The organism is Granulicella sp. L46 (assembly GCF_009765785.1).
Classification (GTDB): domain Bacteria; phylum Acidobacteriota; class Terriglobia; order Terriglobales; family Acidobacteriaceae; genus Granulicella.
Genome location: NZ_LMUT01000012.1, coordinates 172,671 through 193,278, shown reverse-complemented (window position 1 = coordinate 193,278; position 20,608 = coordinate 172,671). Strand labels below are relative to the sequence as shown.

The 20,608-nt window shown below is 56.9% G+C and carries 18 protein-coding genes and 1 tRNA gene; 7 read left to right on the top strand and 12 right to left on the bottom strand.

Features of this window, described 5'->3' with window-relative positions:
- On the bottom strand, positions 1-851 hold an 851-nt coding region (locus tag GSQ80_RS10110; protein WP_174241331.1), incomplete at its 3' end, for a fumarylacetoacetate hydrolase family protein.
- Between the two features lie 10 nt (positions 852-861).
- Positions 862-2,172, bottom strand: a complete 1,311-nt coding sequence (hmgA, locus tag GSQ80_RS10105; protein ID WP_158787535.1) for a homogentisate 1,2-dioxygenase — start codon at positions 2,170-2,172, stop codon at positions 862-864.
- A 192-nt stretch (positions 2,173-2,364) separates the two neighbouring features.
- Between hmgA and GSQ80_RS10100 the strand changes: the two genes are divergently transcribed.
- Complete coding sequence (locus GSQ80_RS10100; RefSeq protein WP_158787534.1) at positions 2,365-3,171, top strand: CHAD domain-containing protein; 807 nt, start codon at positions 2,365-2,367, stop codon at positions 3,169-3,171.
- Between the two features lie 76 nt (positions 3,172-3,247).
- On the opposite strand, the gene GSQ80_RS10095 is transcribed toward GSQ80_RS10100, so the two are convergent.
- The 3 genes from GSQ80_RS10095 to GSQ80_RS10085 form a co-directional block, all read right to left on the bottom strand.
- Entirely contained in the window at positions 3,248-3,580 is a 333-nt protein-coding gene (locus tag GSQ80_RS10095) for a hypothetical protein (protein ID WP_158787533.1), read from the bottom strand.
- A 371-nt stretch (positions 3,581-3,951) separates the two neighbouring features.
- Positions 3,952-4,728 carry an SDR family NAD(P)-dependent oxidoreductase gene (locus tag GSQ80_RS10090; RefSeq protein ID WP_158787532.1) on the bottom strand — a complete coding sequence of 259 codons (777 nt, stop codon included), beginning with the start codon at positions 4,726-4,728 and terminating at the stop codon, positions 3,952-3,954.
- Positions 4,729-4,737: 9 nt separating this feature from the next.
- Entirely contained in the window at positions 4,738-5,232 is a 495-nt protein-coding gene (locus GSQ80_RS10085) for a gluconokinase (protein ID WP_158787531.1), read from the bottom strand.
- Positions 5,233-5,337: 105 nt separating this feature from the next.
- Between GSQ80_RS10085 and GSQ80_RS10080 the strand changes: the two genes are divergently transcribed.
- The gene (locus GSQ80_RS10080; protein WP_158787530.1) at positions 5,338-6,063 is read left to right on the top strand and encodes an HAD family hydrolase; all 726 of its coding nucleotides are present in this window, start codon (positions 5,338-5,340) and stop codon (positions 6,061-6,063) included.
- Positions 6,064-6,066: 3 nt separating this feature from the next.
- Here GSQ80_RS10080 and GSQ80_RS10075 read toward each other — a convergent pair whose 3' ends face one another.
- Entirely contained in the window at positions 6,067-7,143 is a 1,077-nt protein-coding gene (locus tag GSQ80_RS10075; RefSeq protein WP_158787529.1) for an isoaspartyl peptidase/L-asparaginase family protein, read from the bottom strand.
- Positions 7,144-7,284: 141 nt separating this feature from the next.
- Here GSQ80_RS10075 and GSQ80_RS10070 point away from each other — a divergent pair, with 141 nt between their 5' ends.
- Entirely contained in the window at positions 7,285-8,457 is a 1,173-nt protein-coding gene (locus GSQ80_RS10070) for a type IV pilus twitching motility protein PilT (protein WP_158787528.1), read from the top strand.
- An 83-nt stretch (positions 8,458-8,540) separates the two neighbouring features.
- A tRNA-Leu gene (locus GSQ80_RS10065) sits at positions 8,541-8,625 on the top strand.
- A gap of 664 nt (positions 8,626-9,289) precedes the next feature.
- Here GSQ80_RS10065 and GSQ80_RS10060 read toward each other — a convergent pair.
- Positions 9,290-9,616, bottom strand: a complete 327-nt coding sequence (locus GSQ80_RS10060) for a single-stranded DNA-binding protein (protein ID WP_158787527.1) — start codon at positions 9,614-9,616, stop codon at positions 9,290-9,292.
- Between the two features lie 464 nt (positions 9,617-10,080).
- On the opposite strand from GSQ80_RS10060, the gene GSQ80_RS10055 reads away from it, so the two are divergent.
- The 3 genes from GSQ80_RS10055 to GSQ80_RS10045 are packed head-to-tail and all read left to right on the top strand — an operon-like array spanning position 10,081 to position 12,129.
- The gene (locus tag GSQ80_RS10055) at positions 10,081-10,803 is read left to right on the top strand and encodes an NYN domain-containing protein (protein WP_158787526.1); all 723 of its coding nucleotides are present in this window, start codon (positions 10,081-10,083) and stop codon (positions 10,801-10,803) included.
- Positions 10,763-11,710 carry a His-Xaa-Ser system radical SAM maturase HxsC gene (gene hxsC / locus GSQ80_RS10050; RefSeq protein WP_158787525.1) on the top strand — a complete coding sequence of 316 codons (948 nt, stop codon included), beginning with the start codon at positions 10,763-10,765 and terminating at the stop codon, positions 11,708-11,710. The genes GSQ80_RS10055 and hxsC overlap by 41 nt, the downstream gene beginning before the upstream one ends.
- Positions 11,711-11,733: 23 nt before the next feature.
- Positions 11,734-12,129: a hypothetical protein gene (locus tag GSQ80_RS10045; RefSeq protein WP_158787524.1), complete on the top strand. Its 396-nt coding sequence runs from the start codon at positions 11,734-11,736 to the stop codon at positions 12,127-12,129.
- A 157-nt stretch (positions 12,130-12,286) separates the two neighbouring features.
- Here GSQ80_RS10045 and GSQ80_RS10040 read toward each other — a convergent pair whose 3' ends face one another.
- From GSQ80_RS10040 to GSQ80_RS23320, 5 genes are all read right to left on the bottom strand, one after another.
- Entirely contained in the window at positions 12,287-12,988 is a 702-nt protein-coding gene (locus GSQ80_RS10040) for a methyltransferase domain-containing protein (protein WP_158787523.1), read from the bottom strand.
- Positions 12,989-13,357: 369 nt separating this feature from the next.
- Positions 13,358-14,683, bottom strand: a complete 1,326-nt coding sequence (locus GSQ80_RS10035; RefSeq protein ID WP_158787522.1) for a carboxypeptidase-like regulatory domain-containing protein — start codon at positions 14,681-14,683, stop codon at positions 13,358-13,360.
- 103 nt (positions 14,684-14,786) lie between these two features.
- Positions 14,787-15,794: a hypothetical protein gene (locus tag GSQ80_RS10030; protein WP_158787521.1), complete on the bottom strand. Its 1,008-nt coding sequence runs from the start codon at positions 15,792-15,794 to the stop codon at positions 14,787-14,789.
- A 396-nt stretch (positions 15,795-16,190) separates the two neighbouring features.
- On the bottom strand, positions 16,191-19,322 hold the full coding sequence (gene mobF / locus GSQ80_RS10025; RefSeq protein WP_158787520.1) for a MobF family relaxase: 3,132 nt from the start codon (positions 19,320-19,322) through the stop codon (positions 16,191-16,193).
- A 9-nt stretch (positions 19,323-19,331) separates the two neighbouring features.
- A partial coding sequence (locus tag GSQ80_RS23320; protein WP_254059566.1) for a type IV secretion system DNA-binding domain-containing protein occupies positions 19,332-20,608 on the bottom strand: 1,277 nt, incomplete at its 5' end.

Below are 20,608 nucleotides of genomic sequence, written 5' to 3'. Positions count from 1 at the left end.
GGGGTCCGGTAGGGGGATAGGGCTTCGATGGGGATGACCCAAGGAGAGAGGCTGGTGGCGAAGCTCTTGCCGAGGAAGGGGCCTAGGGGTTGGTACTCCCAGGACTGGATGTCGCGGGCGGACCAGTCGTTGAGGAGCGAGAGGCCGAAGAGGTGGGTGGGCGCGTCGGCGATGGGGATGGGCGTGCCGAGAGGGTTGCCGGTGCCGATGTAGGCGGCAACTTCTAGCTCGTAGTCGAGTTGGTTGGTCGGCTGGAAGACGGGTGTGGGTTCGGTGGGGAGCTTGAGTTGACCGTGGGGGCGGCGGATGGGGGTGCCGCTGATGACCAGGGATGAGGCTCGACCGTGATAGCCGATGGGGAGCCACGGGTAGTTGGGGAGCAGCGGGGCGTCGGGACGGAATAGCTTGCCGACGTTGGTGGCGTGGTGGATGGAGGCGTAGAAGTCGGTGTAGTTTTCGGTGGCTACGGGCTTGTGGAAGATCGCCCGGGCCTGGGGGAGCATGAGCGAGGCGACGAGGCGCTGCTGGTCGGTGTTGCGGTCGGAGCGGGGCTCGATGGTGATGAGGAGGTCTGTGAGGCGCTTGCGGAGAGCAGACCATGCGGCTTGGCCACAGCGCATGAACGGGTTGAGCTGGGGGGCAGTGCAGGCGGTCTGGAGGTCGGCGGGAAGAGTCGTGAGGAGGTTGTTGGATTGGAGCTGGTGCAGGTCGAGGATGAAGGCGCCGATGCCTACGCCGAGATGGGGCGTGGCGTCTGGCGCGGACGTGAAGGCGCAGTATGGAAGCGACTGCAGGGGGAAACCGCTGGCGGGCTCGTTGGCGGTGCCGACCCAGCTGGTGGCGATGGTCATGGGTTTGAGTTTAGGGCTTAGGGACGGTGAAGTTGCGCTTTAGGCCCTGCCAGCATTCGTAGTATTCGTGCTGGAGGATTTTTTCCTCGAGGGCGTAGCGGGTGGGGCGCACGGCCATGCGGGTCTCGAACATGAAGGCTAGTGTGTCCTTGATGTGGTGGGGCTTGAGGTCGGCGGCAGAGGCGCGCTCGAAGGTTTCGGCGTCGGGGCCGTGGCCGGACATGCAGTTGTGGAGGCTGGCGCCGCCGGGGAGGAAGCCTTCGGCCTTGGCGTCGTATTCGCCGTAGATGAGGCCCATGAACTCGTTCATCATATTGCGGTGAAACCATGGGGGGCGGAAGGTGTGCTCGGCTACGAGCCAACGCGGGGGGAAGATGGCGAAGTCGATGTTGGGCGTGCCGTGTATCGGGGAGGGAGCGGTGAGGACGGTGAAGATGGAGGGGTCGGGGTGGTCAAAGCTGACGGTGTTGATGACGTTGAAGCGGGCCATGTCGTACATGTAGGGCGCGTAGTTGCCGTGCCAGGCGACGACGTCAAGGGGCGAGTGGTTGTAATGCGAGGTCCAAAGCTTGCCGAGGAACTTGGAGACGACTTCGAAGTCGCCGTCGATGTCTTCGTAGGCGGCTACGGGGGTGAGGAAGTCGCGCGGGTTGGCGAGGCCGTTGGCGCCGATCGGGCCGAGGTCGGGGAGACGGAAGGGCTGGCCGTAGTTCTCGCAGATGTAGCCGCGGGCTTTGTCGTCGAGGAGCTCGACGCGAAACTTGATGCCGCGCGGGATGACGGCGAGATGGCCGGGCTTGACTTCGAGGATGCCGCACTCGGTGACCAGGCGGAGAGTCCCCTGCTGCGGGAGGATGAGGAGTTCGCCGTCGGCGTTGTAGAAGACGCGGTCGGTCATGGAGGCGTTGGCGGTGTAGAGGTGGATGCCGGCGCCGTCGTGGGTTGCTGGATCGCCGTTGCCGCCGAGCGAGACGAGGCCTTCGACGAAGTCGGTGGGGGTGATTGGGAACGGGATGGGGTCCCAGCGCATCTGGTTGGGCGGTGTGGGCTCTTCGTCGAAGGGGCCGCTGCGCAGGAGAGTGGCTTCCGGGAATGGCTGGTAGGGTTCGTGGACGACGGAGGGGCGGATGCGGTACATCCAGGAGCGGCGATTGAGGCCGCGCGGTGCGGCGAAGGCGGAGCCGCTTACCTGCTCGGTGTAGAGCCCGAGGGGGTGTTTCTGCGGAGAGTTCTGGCCGATGGGGAGAGCCCCGGGATGCGCCTCGGTGGCGAACTCATTTCCGAAACCTGACTGGTATTTGAGCGGGGACGCGTGCGGCATGAAATAGCTCCTGGATGCTACGGAATCTGGCACCGGAAGTATCGCATGGACGCGAGAGCTTTGGCGCTTGGGCCGGAACACGAAGGCGAGCACGAGCCGCTAAACGAACAGGAGCCGCCGGCCACTGTATGGGCGTAGCATCTCCTACTATCAACGATTGCCCGGGGAGGCGATCCTTGAGGGCGGACAGCGATGGTTGAGGCGGGCCACATCTTCGAGCGCTTGCAGAGCGAGTTTTTCGCTGCGCTGGAGGCGTGCCGCGTTCGGCCTCGGCAGAAAGCCGTGCATCAACTGCGGACGACGACGCGGCGGATGGAAGCGCTGCTGGCTTCGGCGAAGCGACGTCGGCGCGGTAATGCGAAGTTCGGGCGGAAGTTCGATAAGGCGTTGAAGGCGTTGAAACCAATCCGGAAAGCCGCTGGACCTGTCCGCGACATGGATGTCCAGAGAGGGCTGTTGGAGGGCCTATTGCAGGCAAAGGGAGCTGCACACAATGTTATGCGTAGCGTTTTCAATGATGAAGCGCGCAAACTTCAAGTAAAGCTCAAGAAATATCGGAACGATGCCGCTACGGAACTCATAACTGCTATCGCGGACGCCGAGGAGAAGGAGCTGAGGAGAATAAGTCCTTTACAGGTTGATATATCCGAGATTAAGTGGACGTTCTTATTGAAGGAGGCGCGCTCACTGGAGCGGGCTAGTGCCAGGAGTTTAGATACTGCTGATCCTAAGAGCCTGCACGAGTATCGAAAGAACTCAAAGTCCGCCCGATATCTTGCTGAAATGGAGGATGGGTCTGCGCCGGCGGAGCAGTTCGCCAAGAGGATGAAGAAAGTGCTGGATGCGATTGGAGCGTGGCACGACTGGATGTTACTTACCCAGTTGGCAAAGGAGACTTTTGGGAAGTCTTCGGCTCTCGCAAAGCGGTTGAAGAAGGAGAGGGATCAAGCTTTGCGGCAGGCGGTTGGAGCGGTGGAGCGATTGCATCGGCAGGGTTAATGTGTGGCCGGAAAGATGCAGATCTCCGATAGATTTCAATGGTCCGGAGCGGGGGTATCGGTCCAGGGAATGTCATTTAGGAGTGAAGTACCCACATGAGAGCGGCACCCTCGACCAGCAGGCAGGTCTGAACCCAGTTGGGATAGGTCGGGAAGACGGTGCGAAGCGAGCTCTGGGGGAAGCAGAGTCGCAACACCCCAGAGATCGTCAAGCCGGCGAAAAGGACCCAGTAGTACCATCCACCCCACCAAACACAGGGGATGGAGAGTTCGAGTAACAGCGCTCCGAAGAGGCGGATGCCATTGGCCCTACTGATCCAACGCTCCGTCAAGTGGGGTGCAGCAATATGCCAGACACCCGACAGGATGAGCACGAGAACCACGGTGGATAGGTAGATCGTCTTGAACATGATAGCCAGCGTAAGCGAAATTTTTGGTACTCGGTCGCGCGTTAACACGGATGCTAATAGCGCGAGCAGGACATCTTGAATTTGTTGCGGGAAGAGTAACGATGCCGCAGAAGTGCAAGAATTCAAGCGATTTCGGACTACAGGAGAAAATCAAGCAAGATTCAGGGGGTACCCACCTTGAGACTAATGGTTACCAAAGAGTGTGACTAGTGGAAGTTTCTGTGTTACCTACGTTACGCGAAGTATCGGAACTTTGGAAGGATAAATTCACAAACTTTGCATTTTTTTGCGCATGAGGACCCATTTCGGGAGATATCCCCCCCAATTGCCTGAACACACCGGAAATAACCAAAATGGGTTACTGATGGAGATTACTGGTTGACGCCGCTGGCGAGGAAGCCGCCGTCCACGACAAGGATTTCGCCGGTGACGAAGGTGCTGGCGTCTGAGGCGAGATAGATGGCCGCGCCTACGAGCTCTTCGGTTTTGCCAAAGCGGTTCATCGGTGTGCGCATGCGCAGCTCTTTGCCGCGCTCGCTCTCGTCTAGCAGCTTTTGATTGAGCGCTGTGCGGAAGACTCCGGGAGCGATGGCGTTGACGGTGACGCCCTGTGCGCTCCACTCGACAGCGAGGGAACGGGTAAGGGCTCCGACAGCGGCCTTCGAGCAGGCGTAGGCGGTGACCTCTTTGAGACTGACGAAGGTGTTGAGGGACGCGATGTTGATGATCCTGCCATAGCCGCGTGCGAGCATGGGGCGGCCGAAGATCTGGCAGGCGCGGAGGGTGCCGGTCACGTTGGTGTCCATGATGGACTGCCACTCGTCTTCGGGGAAGTCGACTGTGGGGGCGCGCTTGATCTTGCCAGCGCAGTTGATGAGGATGTCGACTTTACCAAAGGCCTCGATGGTGGCGGCGCAGAGTGCTTCGAGGCTGGCGCGATCGGCAACGTCGGAAGGTTGACGCAGCGTACGAACGCCGAGTGCTTCGATGGCGGCTGCGGCCTGATCTACCTGTTCTGCGCGACGGCTGGTGGCGACGACATCCGCACCTGCTTCCGCTAGACCAATCGCCATGGCGAGACCAATTCCCGAGGTGCCGCCCACGACTACCGCGGTCTTCCCTGCCAGATCAAATAACTTCGACGCCATTGTTTCTCCTTATGCTTGCTCTAAGTGGTTCATGATTTCATCGATCACGACTTCGGGTGCGCGATCGTTAGTGATGCGAAGTGCGTCGGCGGGTGGCTCCAGGGTCGCAAACTGGCTATCGAGGAGATCGGGATTCATGTAGTGATTTTTTCGTTCGGCCAGGCGCTCGGCGATCATCTGCTTTGAGCCATCGAGCCATACAAAGGCGTAGGCGCTGGACGGCAAGCCGCGAACAAGGGTTTTTCGGTACGCATCCTTTAGCGCTGAGCATGCCAGGACGCCTCCCTTGCCGGCTTCGAACCATTGGAGCAAGAGCGTGTTCAGCGTTTCGAGCCAGGGCTGGCGATCCTGGTCGGTGAGCGGATGCCCGGCGGCCATCTTCGCTTTGTTGGCAGCGGAATGGTAGGTGTCCGCATCCGCGAATATTGTCTTCATCCGCTCGGCAAGCAGCGTTCCTATAGTGGTTTTTCCTGAACCACTTACACCCATCAACACAACGATCATGGTTGCTGTCCTATAAAGATTGGCCGGATCCGCCGGGCGAAGAGGTTGGCTGAGACGTTGCGAGCGATGATTTTTCCTCTAGAGAGGCGCCTTTAGTATAAGCAAATGAACTCTTCTTTGACCCAACCGCTGGCGCGGTATAGCAAACAGACGTTGCTGATCGACGCGGACGACACGCTTTGGGAGAACAATATTTATTTCGAGCGAGCGATTGCCTCGTTCATCTCGTTTCTCGACCACAAGGTGCATACAGTGGAACAGGTTCGCGAGCATCTCAATCTGTGTGAGCGCGCGACGATTGCTGCGCATGGCTACGGCGTTGAGAGCTTTCGGCGATCGCTGATCGACTGTTTTGAACAGTTGACCGAATCGACGATTACTGCCGAACGACATGCGCAGATCCTTTCGTTTACTGATGCGATTGCGTCAAACGAGATCGAGCTGCTTCCGGGCGTTGGCGAGACGCTGGAGGAGCTTTCCCGGCGCCATCGATTGATCATGGTGACGAAAGGTAACCAGATCGAGCAGACGGACAAGCTGGAACGATCGGGGCTGCGGCCCTGGTTCAGCGCCGTCGAGGTACTTGCGGAGAAGAACGTGCCTGCGTATCGCGCACTGATTGCAGCGCATCAGTGTGATTGTGGGTCGACGTGGATGATTGGGAATTCGCCGAAGTCGGATATCAATCCTGCGCTGGCAGCGGGGATTAATGCCGTGTTTATTCCACACGATTTCACGTGGGTTCTGGAGCACGAGATGGTGGACGCACCGCCGGGTAGCGAGCAACTGATGGAGCTCGGTAGCTTCCGGGAGTTGATCGGCTATTTCTAGGCGCTAGGGCTCGTCTTTGTAGATGCCCATCTGCACCTTGCCGCCCTCGACTAAGCGTGCGCGGAACATGCCGGGGGTGTTGAAGCCCCAGGCGATCTGACCATCGGGAGTCATGGCGATGACGCCGCCGTCGCCTTTCATGGCTGTCAACTGGTGATCAATCATTTCGTTGACAGCGTCCTGCAGGCTCATCGTTTTGTATTGAACCAGCGCGCAGATGCTGCGGGCCATGGTGAGGCGAATAAAGTACTCGCCGGTGCCGGTGGCGGAGACGCCGCAGGAGTCATTAGAAGCGTAGGTGCCGGCGCCGATGATTGGCGAATCGCCGATGCGACCAAAACGTTTGCCGGTGAGGCCGCCGGTTGTGGTGCCGGCGGCGATGTTGCCTGCTCGATCGCGGACGACGATGCCGGTTGTTCCCCACTTGTGCGCGTCGGAAGTTTCAAGCTGCGCGATGGGTTTGGTGGGCGGTGGGGGCGCGCCGGCGGGTCGCGGCGGGATGGGCAGGCCTTGCTCTTTCAAATAGCGGACGAGGCCCTGCCAGCGTTCTTCGGTGAAGAAGTAGGAAGGGTCAACTTGCTGCAGGCCAACACTGGCGGCGAACTGATCCGCACCCGCGCCGCTTAGCATCACAAACTGGGACTTCTCCATCACAGCTTTCGCCAGAGAGATGGGATTTTTGGTTCGAGTGACACCGGCGACTGATCCCGCTCGCATGGTCTTGCCGTCCATGATGGCAGCGTCCAAATCGTTCTTACCGTCGGCGGTGAAGACGGCGCCTTTGCCGGCGTTGAAGAGTGGGTCGTCCTCGAGTACTTTCAGGCCGGCTTCTACGGCATCGACTGCGGAGCCGTTTGCGTCGAGGACGCTGGCGGCCGCGTGAATCGCGTGGTCCAGGCCGGCGCGATAGGCGGCATCGCGCTCGGGCGTCATGGAAGAGCGCTCGATGACGCCGGCTCCTCCGTGCATGACGATAGCCCACTTTCCGGCCGGTGCCTGGGTAATGAGAGGTGTTGGCTGCTGCGCGACGGCGAAGGGCATCAGTCCGAGACAGAGTGTCAGTAAAATCTGGTTCCGCATAGATCCTCGTGCGAACGAGTCTAGCGCACCTCGGGCTATGAATCAGCGGCGGCGGGCAGTCTTCGGCCGATTTCGCACGTCTAAGGCAAAGAGCGGGCAGGAGGCGGCGCGCGCAAGTGTATAAGGGCTCATGGAGGCTGGATGTCAGAGTACGAAAGCGATCTGTCCCAACTTGTCTACGAATTGAACCGATCCGTTCCTGCCGCAAAGGGTGGCCCAAGCGAGGAAGCGGGCGTGGGGATCGACAAGAAGAGCGCGCTGGATCCCCTGCTGGCGCAGGCGGCGGAACGGAAGGCGTCGGACATCATTCTCGTTGTTGGATCGGGTGTCACGCTCAGGGTGAATGGCGTGCTGACGCCAGCGACCGGCAAAGTACTTACGCCCGAAGATCTTCGCAGGCTGCTGCTGCCTCTATTGACGAGCGAGCAGACGAAGGAGCTTGAGAGCCGGCGAGTAGTGGACTTCTCCTTTATGCGTGGAGGCCTAGGCAGGTTTCGGGCCAATATCCATTACCAGCGCGGTACGCTTGCGGCGAGCATCCGGCTGCTACCGGGCCAGATGCCGACGTTGGAGTCTCTGCACCTGCCGGCCATCCTGGGGCAGTTGATTGAACGACGGCAGGGGCTGATTCTACTCACGGGGCCGACTGGATGTGGAAAGACGTCAACGATGGCGGCGTTGATTAACCTGATCAATGCTAAAAGGCGCGAACACATTATTACGATTGAGGATCCGGTGGAGTACCAGCATCCGAACCGGAATTCGATCGTGGAGCAGATCGAAGTTGGGTATGACACGCCAGGGTTCTCGAATGCCGTGCGCGCCGTGCTGCGGCAGAACCCCGATGTAATTTTGATTGGCGAGATGCGTGACACCGAGACGATGGCTGCGGCCCTGACTGCGGCTGAAACTGGGCATCTCGTGTTCTCTTCCCTGCATACAAACGACGCGGCGCAGACGATGTCGCGACTGCTGGACAGCTTTCCGGCGAGTAACCAGGCGCAGATCCGGCAACAGCTGTCGTTGGCACTGCTGGCCGTGATTGCGCAACAGCTTGTGCCGTCGATTGACCAGGCGGGACGGTATCCTGCGCTGGAGATTATGGTGGCGACGACGGCCATACGCAATCTTGTTCGGACGGCTCAGGATCATCAGATCCGGTCTCAGATTTCTACTGGAAGCGCGGACGGCATGATTACCATGGATCAGTCCCTCGCGGAGCTGGTACGGTTGCGTCGGATCTCGCGCGAGACGGCCTTGGCGCACTGCTATCACCCCGACGAATTGAGATCGCTGCTGAATCGGACCGCGTGAGGCTGAAATTCGGTGGTGAATGATATACTCAACTTCGGAATCAAGGTCGCTCCTGTCACACGTTTTGGTGTGTCAGGCTCCATGCGGAGGTGGCGAAATTGGCAGACGCACTAGCTTGAGGTGCTAGCGCCGCAAGGCATAGGGGTTCAAGTCCCCTCCTCCGCACCAATATGAAAGTAAAGGACTTAGAGGCCAACCGGAAACGGTTGGCCTCATGATTTTTCGGCCACTGTGGCAGTTTTTGTGGCAGTTGTAGAAGAACTGATGCCTCAGCAAGGCCAACGTAGGCCAATACGCTTCCCTGGGGAAAGGCGTTGACCGGGCTTCCCTGCCGCAGTTCATTAGTCCGAACCGCAGATGCGAGTGGATCTCTGTTGCGGTCTTGGGTTGGCTGACGAACATTGTGGAGATGAATCTAGCGCCGCGAGGATTCATGCGACCTCGACACAATAAGCTAATTTTCGTACAACACAAAAAGCTAATTTCCGTACAGCAGGAAGCAAAATGGCTACGCCGTCTGAAAAACTCGCGCAGTCTTTGGAGGCGCTTGCAAAGCTCCAAAGGGCTGAGGGTGGCAGTAGCCATTGTTCCCTTTCGCCGACTTCATTAGTGGCCTCGTGCGAAGGGGGCTCGCGGGTGACCCGTCGCCGGCTGTGCCAAAGTCTTCTTGATGGCTAAACCCCGTTGACCCGAAAACAGCCACTCGAAGGTAGCCGTGAGATGTGAGGCGTCGCGATTGCCCTTTACATCTGTCCGGCATTTGGAGATGCTTATCGAGACCATAGCCCCCACGCCTCTTCCCTCGGGAACGCGCACCAGGGGGCTTATTCGTTTAGGCAGCCAGCGAGTGAGATATTACCCCCCGTGCAACCGGACGAACCGGTCGCACGAAGGTTGCGGTAAGGAGCGGGAGAGTGGCGATGTTGTCTGGTTGGGATTGCGCCTGCACGACTAGCTTGATGCGGGTTCCCGTCTGGAGGGGCTTGGCGAAGTGGCCCTGCTTGCCGAAGGCAACGACGTTGTAGTGAAAAGCCTGAAGGTTGCGGTCTGAGATGATGGCGACTCCGAAGGCGGTGTATTTGCGGCCGTTCTTGGAGATGCGGCTGGTGGCTGAGTTGCTGACGGTTCCGAAGAGGGTGATGGTCTGTTGTGTCTGCATTGTGTTTCTCCTTTTTGCCCGGTCAATCGGGACACATCCCGAAGGGCGCAAAGGTGCGCTGCTCCCAAGTCGCGGCACCGCCGCGTTGTTAAGAGAAGAAGTTTTTGGAAAGGGACCCGGAGCTTGCGAGGGGGGAGGAGTCCAACACCCGAAGGGCGCGGTACGCGAGTTCTGAACGAAGAGCCGAAGGGCGCAGCTCCTGCACCGAAGCGGTGGCCGAGTGACCGTGCAAAATGGAGATCGTGCAAAACTGCCAACCTCACGCTCAACCGTCTTTCAGAAGCCAGTTGAAGTTGCAGATGAAGACGGTCTACGCAAGGCGTTACCCTTGTCATCTCCGTTTGTCCCCCACCCTCCGGATTTTTAATCTTCTGAAGCCTCTTTTGCGCTATACTAGAGCCATATCCCCCCTTGATCTTCGGAGACAGGGTGCGAGCCGCCTTCGGGCGGCTTTGCTTTTTGCCATGACGATACCTGCATCCGCCATCCCGTTTATCCCACGCACGAACGTCTACGTTGACGGCTTCAATCTCTATTATGGCGCGGCAAAGAATACGCCTTACAAGTGGGTCGATCTGTCCGCGCTCTGCGCCGCAGTGTTGCCGGGGATTCATATCGGGCGTATTCGATACTTTACTGCCCTGGTTGGCGCTATGCGCGGCGATCCACATATCCGCCAGCGGCAAGAGACATATATTCGAGCCCTCGAAACCGTGCCCAATCTCAGCGTCCACTACGGTCACTACCTAGCCAGCACCGTCTCCGCGCGTCTTGCTCACCCTCCGGCTGGTGGGTCGCGCTATGCAGACGTATTGAAGATGGAAGAGAAGGGGTCGGATGTGAACATCGCGACCTACATGCTCGTCGATGCCTTTCGTGCCGACTGCGACCAACTCATCGTCATCACCAACGACTCCGATCTCGCGGAACCGGTGCGAATCATCAACAAGGAACTCAAGATCCCTGTCGGAATATTCAACCCTCAGACTGCCGATACTGCGAGGCGAAGCAGCGTTAGGAGCGGTCGCACAATCAAGGCTTCCCCGAGCATCACGCTTCGCAAGGTGTCTCGATTTACCAGGGATATCCGTTCGGACGGACCTACGTGTCATATGGCAATCAGCCAGTTTCCGCGAACACTGATCGATGCCGCCGGTCGAACCATCACCAAACCTATGGGTTGGTGAGCTGTCCCATCTCGGACTCCAGATTACGGAATTTCGCTCGCGGGCGCGCCATCACTCCCTGTTCGTGACTGAGCGCTGCAGCAGCAACTGCTTGATGTGCTCGCAGCCCCCGAAGGACAAGGACGATGTCGAATCCCTAATCAAGCGCAATCAGGAACTCATCGACCTTATGCGTCCGGCCCCCGAGTACCTTACGATCACGGGAGGTGAGCCAACGCTTCTCGGGGATCGCCTATTCCTGCTGATAGACCAACTCAAGACATCATTACCCGATACCGAGCTACACATGCTCACCAACGGGCGCACGTTCGCCTGGCCGGAATACACCCAGCAGTTCGCCGCAGTGGGACACCCCAACCTCTGTCTCGGGGTGCCTTTGTATTCGGACTGTGCGGGCGACCACGACCACATCGTGCAGGCGAAGGGCGCCTTCCACCAGACCGTGGCCGGACTTCATCAGGCGGCCCGCAACGGCATACGCGTCGAGATCAGGGTGGTACTCCACCGGCTGACAATCCCACGTCTCACTAAACTCGTCGAATACATTTATCGAAACCTATCTTTCGTCGAGCATGTCGCCCTTATGGGCCTGGAATACGTCGGCTATACCCCAAGGAACATCGGCGAGCTTTGGATTGACCCATATGACTATCAGGCCGAGCTCGAAAGAGCAGTCAAGTTACTCGCGATGCGAGGCATGACCGTATCTATCTACAACCACCAACTCTGCGTCCTCGCACCCACCCTCTGGCCTTATGCGCAGAAGTCGATTTCGGATTGGAAGAATCTCTACCTGCCTGAGTGCGAGAAGTGTTCTGCGCTTGATGAGTGTGGAGGACTTTTCACGGTATCCCGACAGGTCGATGGCTTGCGCCTGTCCCTCCGGCAAGAAGCGGATGTGCGCTAGTCGATCGGAAATGGGGAGACTTTATGAAGGGCCTAAAACGGGCAACAAGCATCCTCTGGTTGCCCTTATTAACGCTTTGCGGGTGTACGGCGATCGGAAAGAGAGTCAGCCAAATATCCGGTACGACTTCGGAACAACCGAACTACGTTTTCTATCCCGGCTATCGTGTCCAAATTGCTGGCAACTCCGCCATGATTCAAGGCTTCGATGAGTGTCCAGAACAGCCTCTTGCTGGAACGCTCTTGTTCGGCCAGGACACGAAGGAAGACCGTTTTGAATGCATCTTGATTACTCCAACAACGAAGACAACTCGCGTGCTCGTTGCCTCGACCGGGGGAACTGTCCAGGAAGAGTGGTCCATAGATCGTGGCGTGGCCGGACCCGGTTCCTTTTCTTTCCGCAGGCCGGATGGTACATAGGTGGTTCCACAGAACGCTCGGAAGAGGTAGCGTCTCAACGCTGAAACGGAGCACAGGGAGCCACACTCCCACTCAGAAATAAATGCAAAAAATACGAATTGCGTTGATCCGCGTGCTTCTCAGTTGCGCCCATCTAAGTCTGTGATTGAGGCGATTGCTAGTGCGCTTTGCGTGCGATCAGCCACATGGTGTCGCTCGTAGGCAGGCGATCCAGTATGCCAAAGCGCACGATGCCTAAACCTGCCTTCGAGAGCATTTGGGTTAGAGTATCCGGTGTGAAATAGTTAACATGGTCAGGAAAGCGAAAGCCGCACCAACGGCTTCCTCTTACCCTACGGTTCCAAGAAGCATAGTTTGGGACTTTCACAATCAGACGCGCGTCTTCGCGCATCACTCGTCTGACTGCCAACAATGTTTCTTTAGCTTTCGTATCGTGTTCCAAAAAAGAGGTCATGATGATGCCATTGAATTCATTTCGTGGCATCTGTGCAAGACCAGCAAGAGCGTCCGCTTGAATGACCGCACCGCCGCGAGGTCCGAAGGCCGATGCAGCAACTTGACTCAACTCGTGACTGATTTCGATCCCGAAAGGAATGTATGTCTCTGGAAGACTAGCCAAAGTATGCCCACCCGCACAGCCGATGTCGAGGATAGGACCGGGCTTAATGTTCTTTGTTACGAAATCGAGAAGCTTGTTCCTCTTGGTAACACGTTGAACCGCTGCTTTCGGAGCTCGTCCCGCCATATAGAGAAGAGGACTCCGTTTGCGGCGCTCCTTAGATTCATTTGCAAAGGTTTTCTCCCACGCTAATTCGTCTTCGAGAGCTTCTGACGCAGGCGGATTCTCCAAATAAACCATCCCGCACGCCTTACATTCCTTTATCTCCCACGGCTCTCGGGAGTAGGATAAAGCGGGCTCGTTGCGGTTATCTGTGCCGCAAATAGGGCACTTAACTCTCTCCTCCATGTATCGAATCCTTTTAAACAGCTCGTGACGAGTTGGACCTGACCCCTGCAATTGTAACCGCAACGATATGCTTCACTCCAGGAGAGAAGTCTTCCATAATACATCTTTGATTGTATGATGCCTAGCCTGATTCCTTCACATACTCATTTGTGGCGAGCGATGCAAATTTCGGCTATCGGCACAAATGACAAGATCCTCAACCTGCGGACTTCGACGCACTCTGAAGGACGGGGAGGATCGGTAACAGTTCATTGGGGCCACTTAGTTGCTGTTCGCTTCGATGACGGCGCGTGTCTCTTGATTCGCATTCACAGTAATGGATGCGTTGTGGCGTCCGTACCTCTGTAAATATCCTTTACTCCTGTAGGCGGCCCTGTCGATGTCCTCCCATCCATACAGATCGTAGTCGCCAACCGGAACCTCACTGATACGGAATGCGCCTGTTGCGGTAGTTTTGACGACCAAATATCTGCCGGATTCCAAGGAGCGCATCACGACACCCATCTGCTCCACATCTTCTTCAGCCCGGTCCACATTTCCGCTAATCGTGCCATAACTGGAACCTAGTTCAATATCGAGATCGTACCTAGCGTTATTGTCAGTGACATCGAAATCATCAACGGAGAGCTGCACCCCGTCCCTCCTAACTGACTGGATATACATGCCGCTATTCTCTTTTAAGGACAATGCGCAGCGTCCCGGCCTCACAGATGGAATCGTGTACTCTGTCTTAGCGGTGATGTCCACATTATAATCACTGCTACTAACGAAGTATTTGCATTTCATTAACAGCGAGACAGCTTCCTTTTGAGAACCACCGTCCACAGGCGCTGTATCTATCATGCTGTCCAGGTGGTTCACTGTGCCATGCACGGTTACTAACTGATCCTCCGTGAGTGATAGATCGCTCGCATTTGTTTCGCTATCAACCAGTTGCGACGCATACCGTTCTTTCCCATCCTCATTCCAAGATGCATCGATTTTGTATGTACCACTCGCAATATCGGAAATTGTGAAGCTCCCATCCGCTGACTTGAACTTCACCGGCACATTAATCGGAATATCTATACTATCTGCATGTTCACTTACCCTAAAAGATGCGTTTTCTGGTTTTTGGGCTAAGTGTCCGTTGATAACCACCTCCCTAACCTCAGGTGGCCGCACGTCTAGACGTTCTTCAGAACTCCGGTACACATTGACGGTTTCCGCATCACTGTAGGACAGTGAATTAGGGAAGTAGGTTACGGGATAGATATACCCTCTGTCCTCGCTCGCAAGGCTCCCACCGTCTTGTCCAGAATAGGATGGTGTAAACATCAACACGTACTTTCCTGAGGGAATCTTACCGCATCGGTAATTACCAAAAGAGTCAGTTTTTTCTATACATCGACTTATCAATTTGGGATAGCCATTTTCAGGTTTCATCTCAAATAGCTGCACCTCGCCGCCTATCGGGCGGCTCGTATTATCCAAAACGTTGCCGCTTATTGTTGAATCTTGCGTGCTTAATATACCGCTCTGCTCCGCGGATCTGTGGCAGCACAACACTGCTGATATAAGAATTATTCCTAAATCTCGATTTTTCACAATCGAACTCCAACTGCTGGCATGGACATCTATCTGTAAAGAAATAGCCAGCTCGCGCGACCGCCTATGCCAAACATGGTGGTCGCGCGAGCCGACTAGCTAATTAGTCAGACTCACCGCCAAAAAGGTAGTAGCTCGAATTGTTACCGACATAATTACAGATGAGGTGTCCGGGATCTCCCGTCAGAGTCGTTCCATCTGCCAGCGACGGCGGCCCAGCCATTGCGTCCGAAAAGGATTTGCTACCGCTCCAGCTTGTGCCATTACTAGAGTGTTTAATGATGAATTTATGATCTCCATCATTCGTTCTGAAAGCGAAGTAAAGGTAACCTTGGTATGCCAACACAGAAATTGATGTTGACGATGAATCGCCATCAGCACCCGTGTTATAGGTGAGAACCCCATTTCCGGTTGTCGTGTAATAGTAGATATCATGACTGTTTCCGTTAGTGGGAAATGCAATGTAGAGCGTGCCATTGAATACGCCAAGGCCTGGAGACATGCCGATGTCGGTGCCCGTGGTATTTGTCCAGCTGGCTGAAGTCCACGACCCGCCTATCGGATATTGACCCAGCCAGAGCGAGCGATCACTGCCAACCCCCGACATAAACAATGTTGACACTCCGCCCACACTCATGACTGCAAGTGAAGGGGAATAGATGAAGCTCTCTGAAGGGGGATCAAACGTACCCACTGCTGTCCAGGTAAAGGTAGTTCCATAAGGATTAGCGGGTGATCGAAGTAGATTGAAATGTCCACTTGTGTCCATGTACGCCAAGAACAGATACGTCCCATCGGTTGCAAGTGCTGGGTTATTGTCGGAGGCAAAAGTACCTCCGTTGATCTGAACTTGAGTTCCAGCTAGCAAAGAATAACCAACACCGGTGGTCGCCGAAGTTAGATATTCCGTGCCATTGGACCCTGTATACGCCACATATAACTGGTCGTTTAGCACGACAGAGCCAACTCCCTCTCTTTCACTCGTGCCGCCGAGATGGAATTGCGAGCCTGACGTAGAAGACGATGTGAATGATCCAAAGCTTGTTACTTGTGCTGAGGCACTAGCAAGAGTTGCGAGCGCCAAGAATGCTACCATCATTGTCTTTTTCATTGAAATGCTCCACATATGAATTATGTTGGCACGGTGGGCATAACATTTTCTGGAAGACATTGGCGGCAAACAAAACAAGCTGAAGTGATCCTAAAGCTTACCTGTTCGTAATTGGTTCGGATGCGTTCTATTCGATGCACCTCGAACCATTCGGCTTTGCTCAGTTTAGAGCCGTGTCAACGGAAGCACTGTATCATACCGCAGCACATTTGTCCACCTAAGATACGAGCGCTGTTCTTCAACTCAACCTGCTTCGCCAAGGGAGACTCTGTTGGAAAACGCAGAAACACACGACGGAAGCGCGAGTCTAACGCCTTCCGTATGAAGGCAATGGGATTGGCTGAGTCACTTCTGCCTTCCTCATGGGAAGATCGAATGGTGCAAATAGCACGGAACTCAGACGCTGAGACCTTGATCGTTGTTTTTATCGCTGTTGTTATTGGATGGGGCGACTGCGTTCTCGGCAACTGAATGAGATGGCTCGTGAGCTGCGTGCTCTAGGGCATTCTCTCGGCTAATCGGCTGCGCTTCTCGGTCGTAGAACTGACTCTGCGGGTCGATGTGTAGCCAACCTCCGGTCTGATCGTGTTTGTAGCTCTCGATCTCGCCCGTCTCGCGTTTCCATTCATAGCCTGAGGTTTCGTTTGGCAAGGCTTTTTCGATGGGGGCGTAGTGGCGGTTCTCGGAATCGGCTGCGGCGCTGACGATTTCGGGTATCGAGACCATCGCCTCGGGCGATGGTTCGCGGCGCAAGTCATCTTGCAAATGTTCTCTGCTGTTGCTCATTGGCGGCTCCTTGCTTTGCTGGTTGGCGGTCTGTTCGACCGGCGTTCTTTGAAGCTCTGTGGCTGAGGTCTTCGATACGTCGGTACTGAGACGTTCGCCGAGAGTCCCGGCATCATTGGTATAAATCCGCGCGTCCTGCGAAGCACGGGAGACGGAGACATAGGCAAAGCGGGTGTTGATGAGCTCGGGATGAACGGTGGTATCCATATTCACTAACACCCTGTCTGCGGTGAGCCCTTGGGAGCTGTGCGAGGTCACAGCGTAGCCGTGATCGAAGTGCCGCATCTTCGCGGCGTCAAAGCTCACGGTGCGCTCTTTCTCGCCATCCATCTTCACGTCGATCTGTGTACCGTCGATGCGTGAGATGGCTCCAAGGTCACGATTGCTGACGCCCAGCTCGCGGTTCGTCGCCGTGAACTGGATGCGGTCGCCCTCGGCGAAATCCCGGCTGATCTCGCAGTACGCCGTGATGCCGCGCAAGCGTTCCGGGTCGTAGGTGACTTGCTTCCCGTCGTCTTTCGTGACGCTAATCTGGTTGGCGGTTGTGTCGATGGAAGTGACGGTTGCGTAGCTGCGTGGCTCGATGCCCTGCTCCTTGCTGCCCCGCGTGTAGAAGAGAATGTCGTCCTTTCGGTAGTTCGCAGCCCAATTCCTATCGACACTGGTAAGCTCCGATCGCTGCGTCAAAACATTCATGCTGTGGTCGTCCTTGGAGACGACACCGGAGCCTTTAAACTCCGTGCGGATGGCGTCGTTGATGTCGCGGCGGCTGGCATTATCGGGCGAGACGACAAGCGTTTTTTCAGGTTTGGCGGCGTAGTCTTTGGCGATAGCCTCGATGCGCTGCACGTTGTCCGGGATCTCCGTGACCCGGCCTTGCTGCTGCAACAAGCTCACTCCGGTTGCCGTTTCGTTCTTGGCGAAATGCTCCACAACCCGCAATAGCTCCGGGTCTTTCTGGCGCATAATTTGGTCAAGCCGCGAGGTCTGCATACCAGCTTGTTGCATCTGCTCGAAGGGTTTGCCGGCATCCACGCCTTGATGCTGGCGGGTGTCTCCCACGAGGAGAACGCGGTCTTGCGGCCCAATCTTTTCCATGAAACTCTGCATCTGGCGGGTGCTGGCAAGGCTCGATTCATCGACCATGTAGAGGTGTCGCCTGTCGGGGTCGCCCTTTTCCTGTTCCTGGCCTCCGCGCGCAAGAAAGCCCTGCAACGTGTCTGCCGAAATACCTGCCGCTCGTAGCTCGGCGGTAGCGCGGCTGGTCGGGGCGAAGCCCTCGACGGCATAGCCGTTCCGCTCTGCGCCTTCTCGGATGGCGGACAGGGTACTTGTCTTCCCGGTCCCGGCTAGTCCTTGCAAGCCGTGTACACGGTCATGCGAGGTCAGTACTTCCTCAATGGCTCCACGCTGCGCCGGATTGAGGAGTTCGCGGGTGTCCGCGTGGGCGGTCGCCTGCTCTTTCGACAGAATCGGCTCGACGGTATTTTGACCGCGTTGCATGTGTCCGACGGTCGCCAACTCCGCGGCGATAGTCTCGCGGGTGGTGAACTGCCGTCCAGTATCATGCTTCTGTCCGTCAACGGTTTGGAACTCGCCGCTATTGTGTCTTTGATCGAAGTTCCCGCGAACCTGCTCAAAGGTGAGATCGCCCATGCCGCGCCGCAAGGCGTCGCGCATGATGTCCCGCTCGTCGGTGACGGCCTCGCGCTCGAAGCTGCGATCCTTGGCAAAGGACACTGCTTCCTGCGCCCGCTGGGACGCATCCGACACACGATTTTGCGTCAGTCCTTCGGCCCGTTCTCTGGCCGCAGAAACAACGCGGTCGGCCTGATTGCCGAACTCGGCCGCAATTTGACGGTGGGCGGCAAGCACCTCGGACGGCGTATGAATCTCTTTCCTGTCGCGTGTGTTGTGAGCGGCAATCTGCGCGGCGTCCGGCCCGCTGAATCCGCTTCGCGCGATGGCTTCTTCGATCTGTTGGCGGCGCGGGCTGGACGCTTCAAGGTACTCGGCGGTGTAGCCCTTCACGTCGGGAGCGCCGCTCTTGCCTGCCTCGATCTCGTAACCGAGATTGCGGAGTCGGTACGTCAACTCCGACTGATAGACGGCGGTTGCAAACTGTTGGCTATCGAAGAATCCCCGCTCTTGTAATGCGCGAGTGGAGCCGTCTGGCCGCTCGGTCATGTTGAAAATTACGGCGTGGGTATGAAGCTGGGGGGCGGCATAGCCATCGACCGGGCGGGCGGTGTCATGCTCGAACTTCGCAACGATGAACTTGCCGGTAGTCTCGGCGGGATTGTTGCCGCCGATGCGCGCTTGGGTGTACCGCTCCAACTCCGTGAGAGCGATGGTCACGGCCTGCCTGTGGGCTTCGCGGACATGATCATCGCCGCCCACCAGTGCGGTCAGCGAAACGGACTTAGGAGCTGAAAAGGTGGCGTCCCAACCTGCCCGATGCTCTACCGGCTTCACGATAGTTCCGTCTGCGGTGGTGTACTCCTGGGCTTTCCGATGCTGTACCAACTGCTCGGTGGTATGGGGGTTCTGGCCCTCGCTCAGACGAGCGAAGTGTTGTGCGTCGATGGCTCCCACAAGGCCATACTTCTCGGCCAACTGCCCCTGCCACTCTCCAAGAATGGTGTCGCCCTGTTTCCAATAGTTCTGCTCGGCGGACGTGAACTCTTTGGCGTGGTAGGTCTGGGCCTGGCCGGAGCTGAGGGGCTTCGAGATGGTGAGCATACAGTCTCCTTATTCCTCAAAGTTGAACGCTGGCTGGGCTTCCTGATCGTCTGCAACTTCGCCGTAATCCTCGGGGCTATCCGCGTCGGTGCTGGCTGCGGCAAGCTCCTCTTCGGTGGGTTCGTCAAGCTCCGATTCGGTATCCTCTTCGACTTGCGGAGGAGCAACCGCCACCGCTTTCGGCACGTCGGCCTCAAGGTCAATGACTGGCGTTTGCACCGCGACATTCTTTGGAGCAAGCGTTTTGGGGTCGAAGGGCAACTCGTCCTCTTCGACCTTGCGCGGGACGAAACCGGGAGTCGTCAGCGGTACGTCCATGTACTCAAAGTGGAAGCGTGCGACGTTGTTTCCCAGCTTAAGAAAAGCGTGCCTGTTCTCAAGGCCGGAAATTTCGGAGTCCATCACAAGCGGCTCAACTTGACGGTCCAAGCTGAAGTTCTTGCCGGAGCGGGAGCCGTCAAAATGCGTCTCCTTCATGCGCTCAATCTCGATCTTGCCGATGGCATTCGAGACCCACTCGGCGGCCTTCGGCTCGGTGGTCTTCAGGAAGATTTTGGTGGCGGGTTGTGACAGCATCACCTCGGCCAAATGACCGTAGATCACCTCAAGCTGGGCCTTCCCTTGGAAGCCAAGCACGAGGGGATTTCTGCTCTTCCGGTTCTCGGTAATGGCGGTATGGAGTTGCGGTAGCCGTTGCAAGCTCGCCAGCTCGTCTAACACAAACCAGACGGGCGTTTGGTTGTCTTGCGGCGCGGTCAAGAGCCGCAAAACCAATAGGTCAATCCAAAGACTATGCAGGGGGCGGAGTGCTTCGCGCTCTGTTGCGCTCGACGTAATGAAGATCCAACCCTTGCGTTTTTCAGACCACTCGGTTGCGCTCCAGGTCGATATAGCCTGAGCTTTGGTGGGCAGCATCCGTAGGCTGTCTGCTACCAGTCCAAGCGAAGCGAGGACGCCGTTGCGCTGCTGCTGTGCGCCCTTCGCAATCATGGCCTCCATCTCGGTTCCGCGCACTCGCTGGTCGATCTCAGCCGGGTTGGAGAGCCATGCAACCAACTGCCCCGGCGTCGGCCCAAAGGTAAGCAAGTGAGCGAAGATTTTCTGCGGTGTTTCGGTGAAAAACTCACCCTTCTTATCGCTGGTCGGCTGGTAAAGCGACGCGGCAATCGCTTTGGCTTCAGCCTTGTGGCGAAGCTCCTCGGACGGCCCCCAATAGGGACACCGGGCGTCCAAAGGGTTGAGCACAATATCGCCGCGTTTGGCATCGTAGAATCTCTGGATGAACT

Coding starts and splice junctions, on each gene's coding strand:
- GSQ80_RS10075 (WP_158787529.1), bottom strand. CDS start 7,143: ATGCGGAACCAGATTTTACTGACACTCTGTCTCGGACTGATGCCCTTC.
- GSQ80_RS10090 (WP_158787532.1), bottom strand. CDS start 4,728: ATGGCGTCGAAGTTATTTGATCTGGCAGGGAAGACCGCGGTAGTCGTG.
- GSQ80_RS10040 (WP_158787523.1), bottom strand. CDS start 12,988: ATGGTTTATTTGGAGAATCCGCCTGCGTCAGAAGCTCTCGAAGACGAA.
- GSQ80_RS10085 (WP_158787531.1), bottom strand. CDS start 5,232: ATGATCGTTGTGTTGATGGGTGTAAGTGGTTCAGGAAAAACCACTATA.
- hmgA (WP_158787535.1), bottom strand. CDS start 2,172: ATGCCGCACGCGTCCCCGCTCAAATACCAGTCAGGTTTCGGAAATGAG.
- GSQ80_RS10070 (WP_158787528.1), top strand. CDS start 7,285: ATGTCAGAGTACGAAAGCGATCTGTCCCAACTTGTCTACGAATTGAAC.
- GSQ80_RS10080 (WP_158787530.1), top strand. CDS start 5,338: ATGAACTCTTCTTTGACCCAACCGCTGGCGCGGTATAGCAAACAGACG.
- GSQ80_RS10095 (WP_158787533.1), bottom strand. CDS start 3,580: ATGTTCAAGACGATCTACCTATCCACCGTGGTTCTCGTGCTCATCCTG.
- GSQ80_RS10055 (WP_158787526.1), top strand. CDS start 10,081: ATGACGATACCTGCATCCGCCATCCCGTTTATCCCACGCACGAACGTC.
- GSQ80_RS10100 (WP_158787534.1), top strand. CDS start 2,365: ATGGTTGAGGCGGGCCACATCTTCGAGCGCTTGCAGAGCGAGTTTTTC.
- mobF (WP_158787520.1), bottom strand. CDS start 19,322: ATGCTCACCATCTCGAAGCCCCTCAGCTCCGGCCAGGCCCAGACCTAC.
- GSQ80_RS10045 (WP_158787524.1), top strand. CDS start 11,734: ATGAAGGGCCTAAAACGGGCAACAAGCATCCTCTGGTTGCCCTTATTA.
- GSQ80_RS10030 (WP_158787521.1), bottom strand. CDS start 15,794: ATGAAAAAGACAATGATGGTAGCATTCTTGGCGCTCGCAACTCTTGCT.
- GSQ80_RS10060 (WP_158787527.1), bottom strand. CDS start 9,616: ATGCAGACACAACAGACCATCACCCTCTTCGGAACCGTCAGCAACTCA.
- hxsC (WP_158787525.1), top strand. CDS start 10,763: ATGCCGCCGGTCGAACCATCACCAAACCTATGGGTTGGTGAGCTGTCC.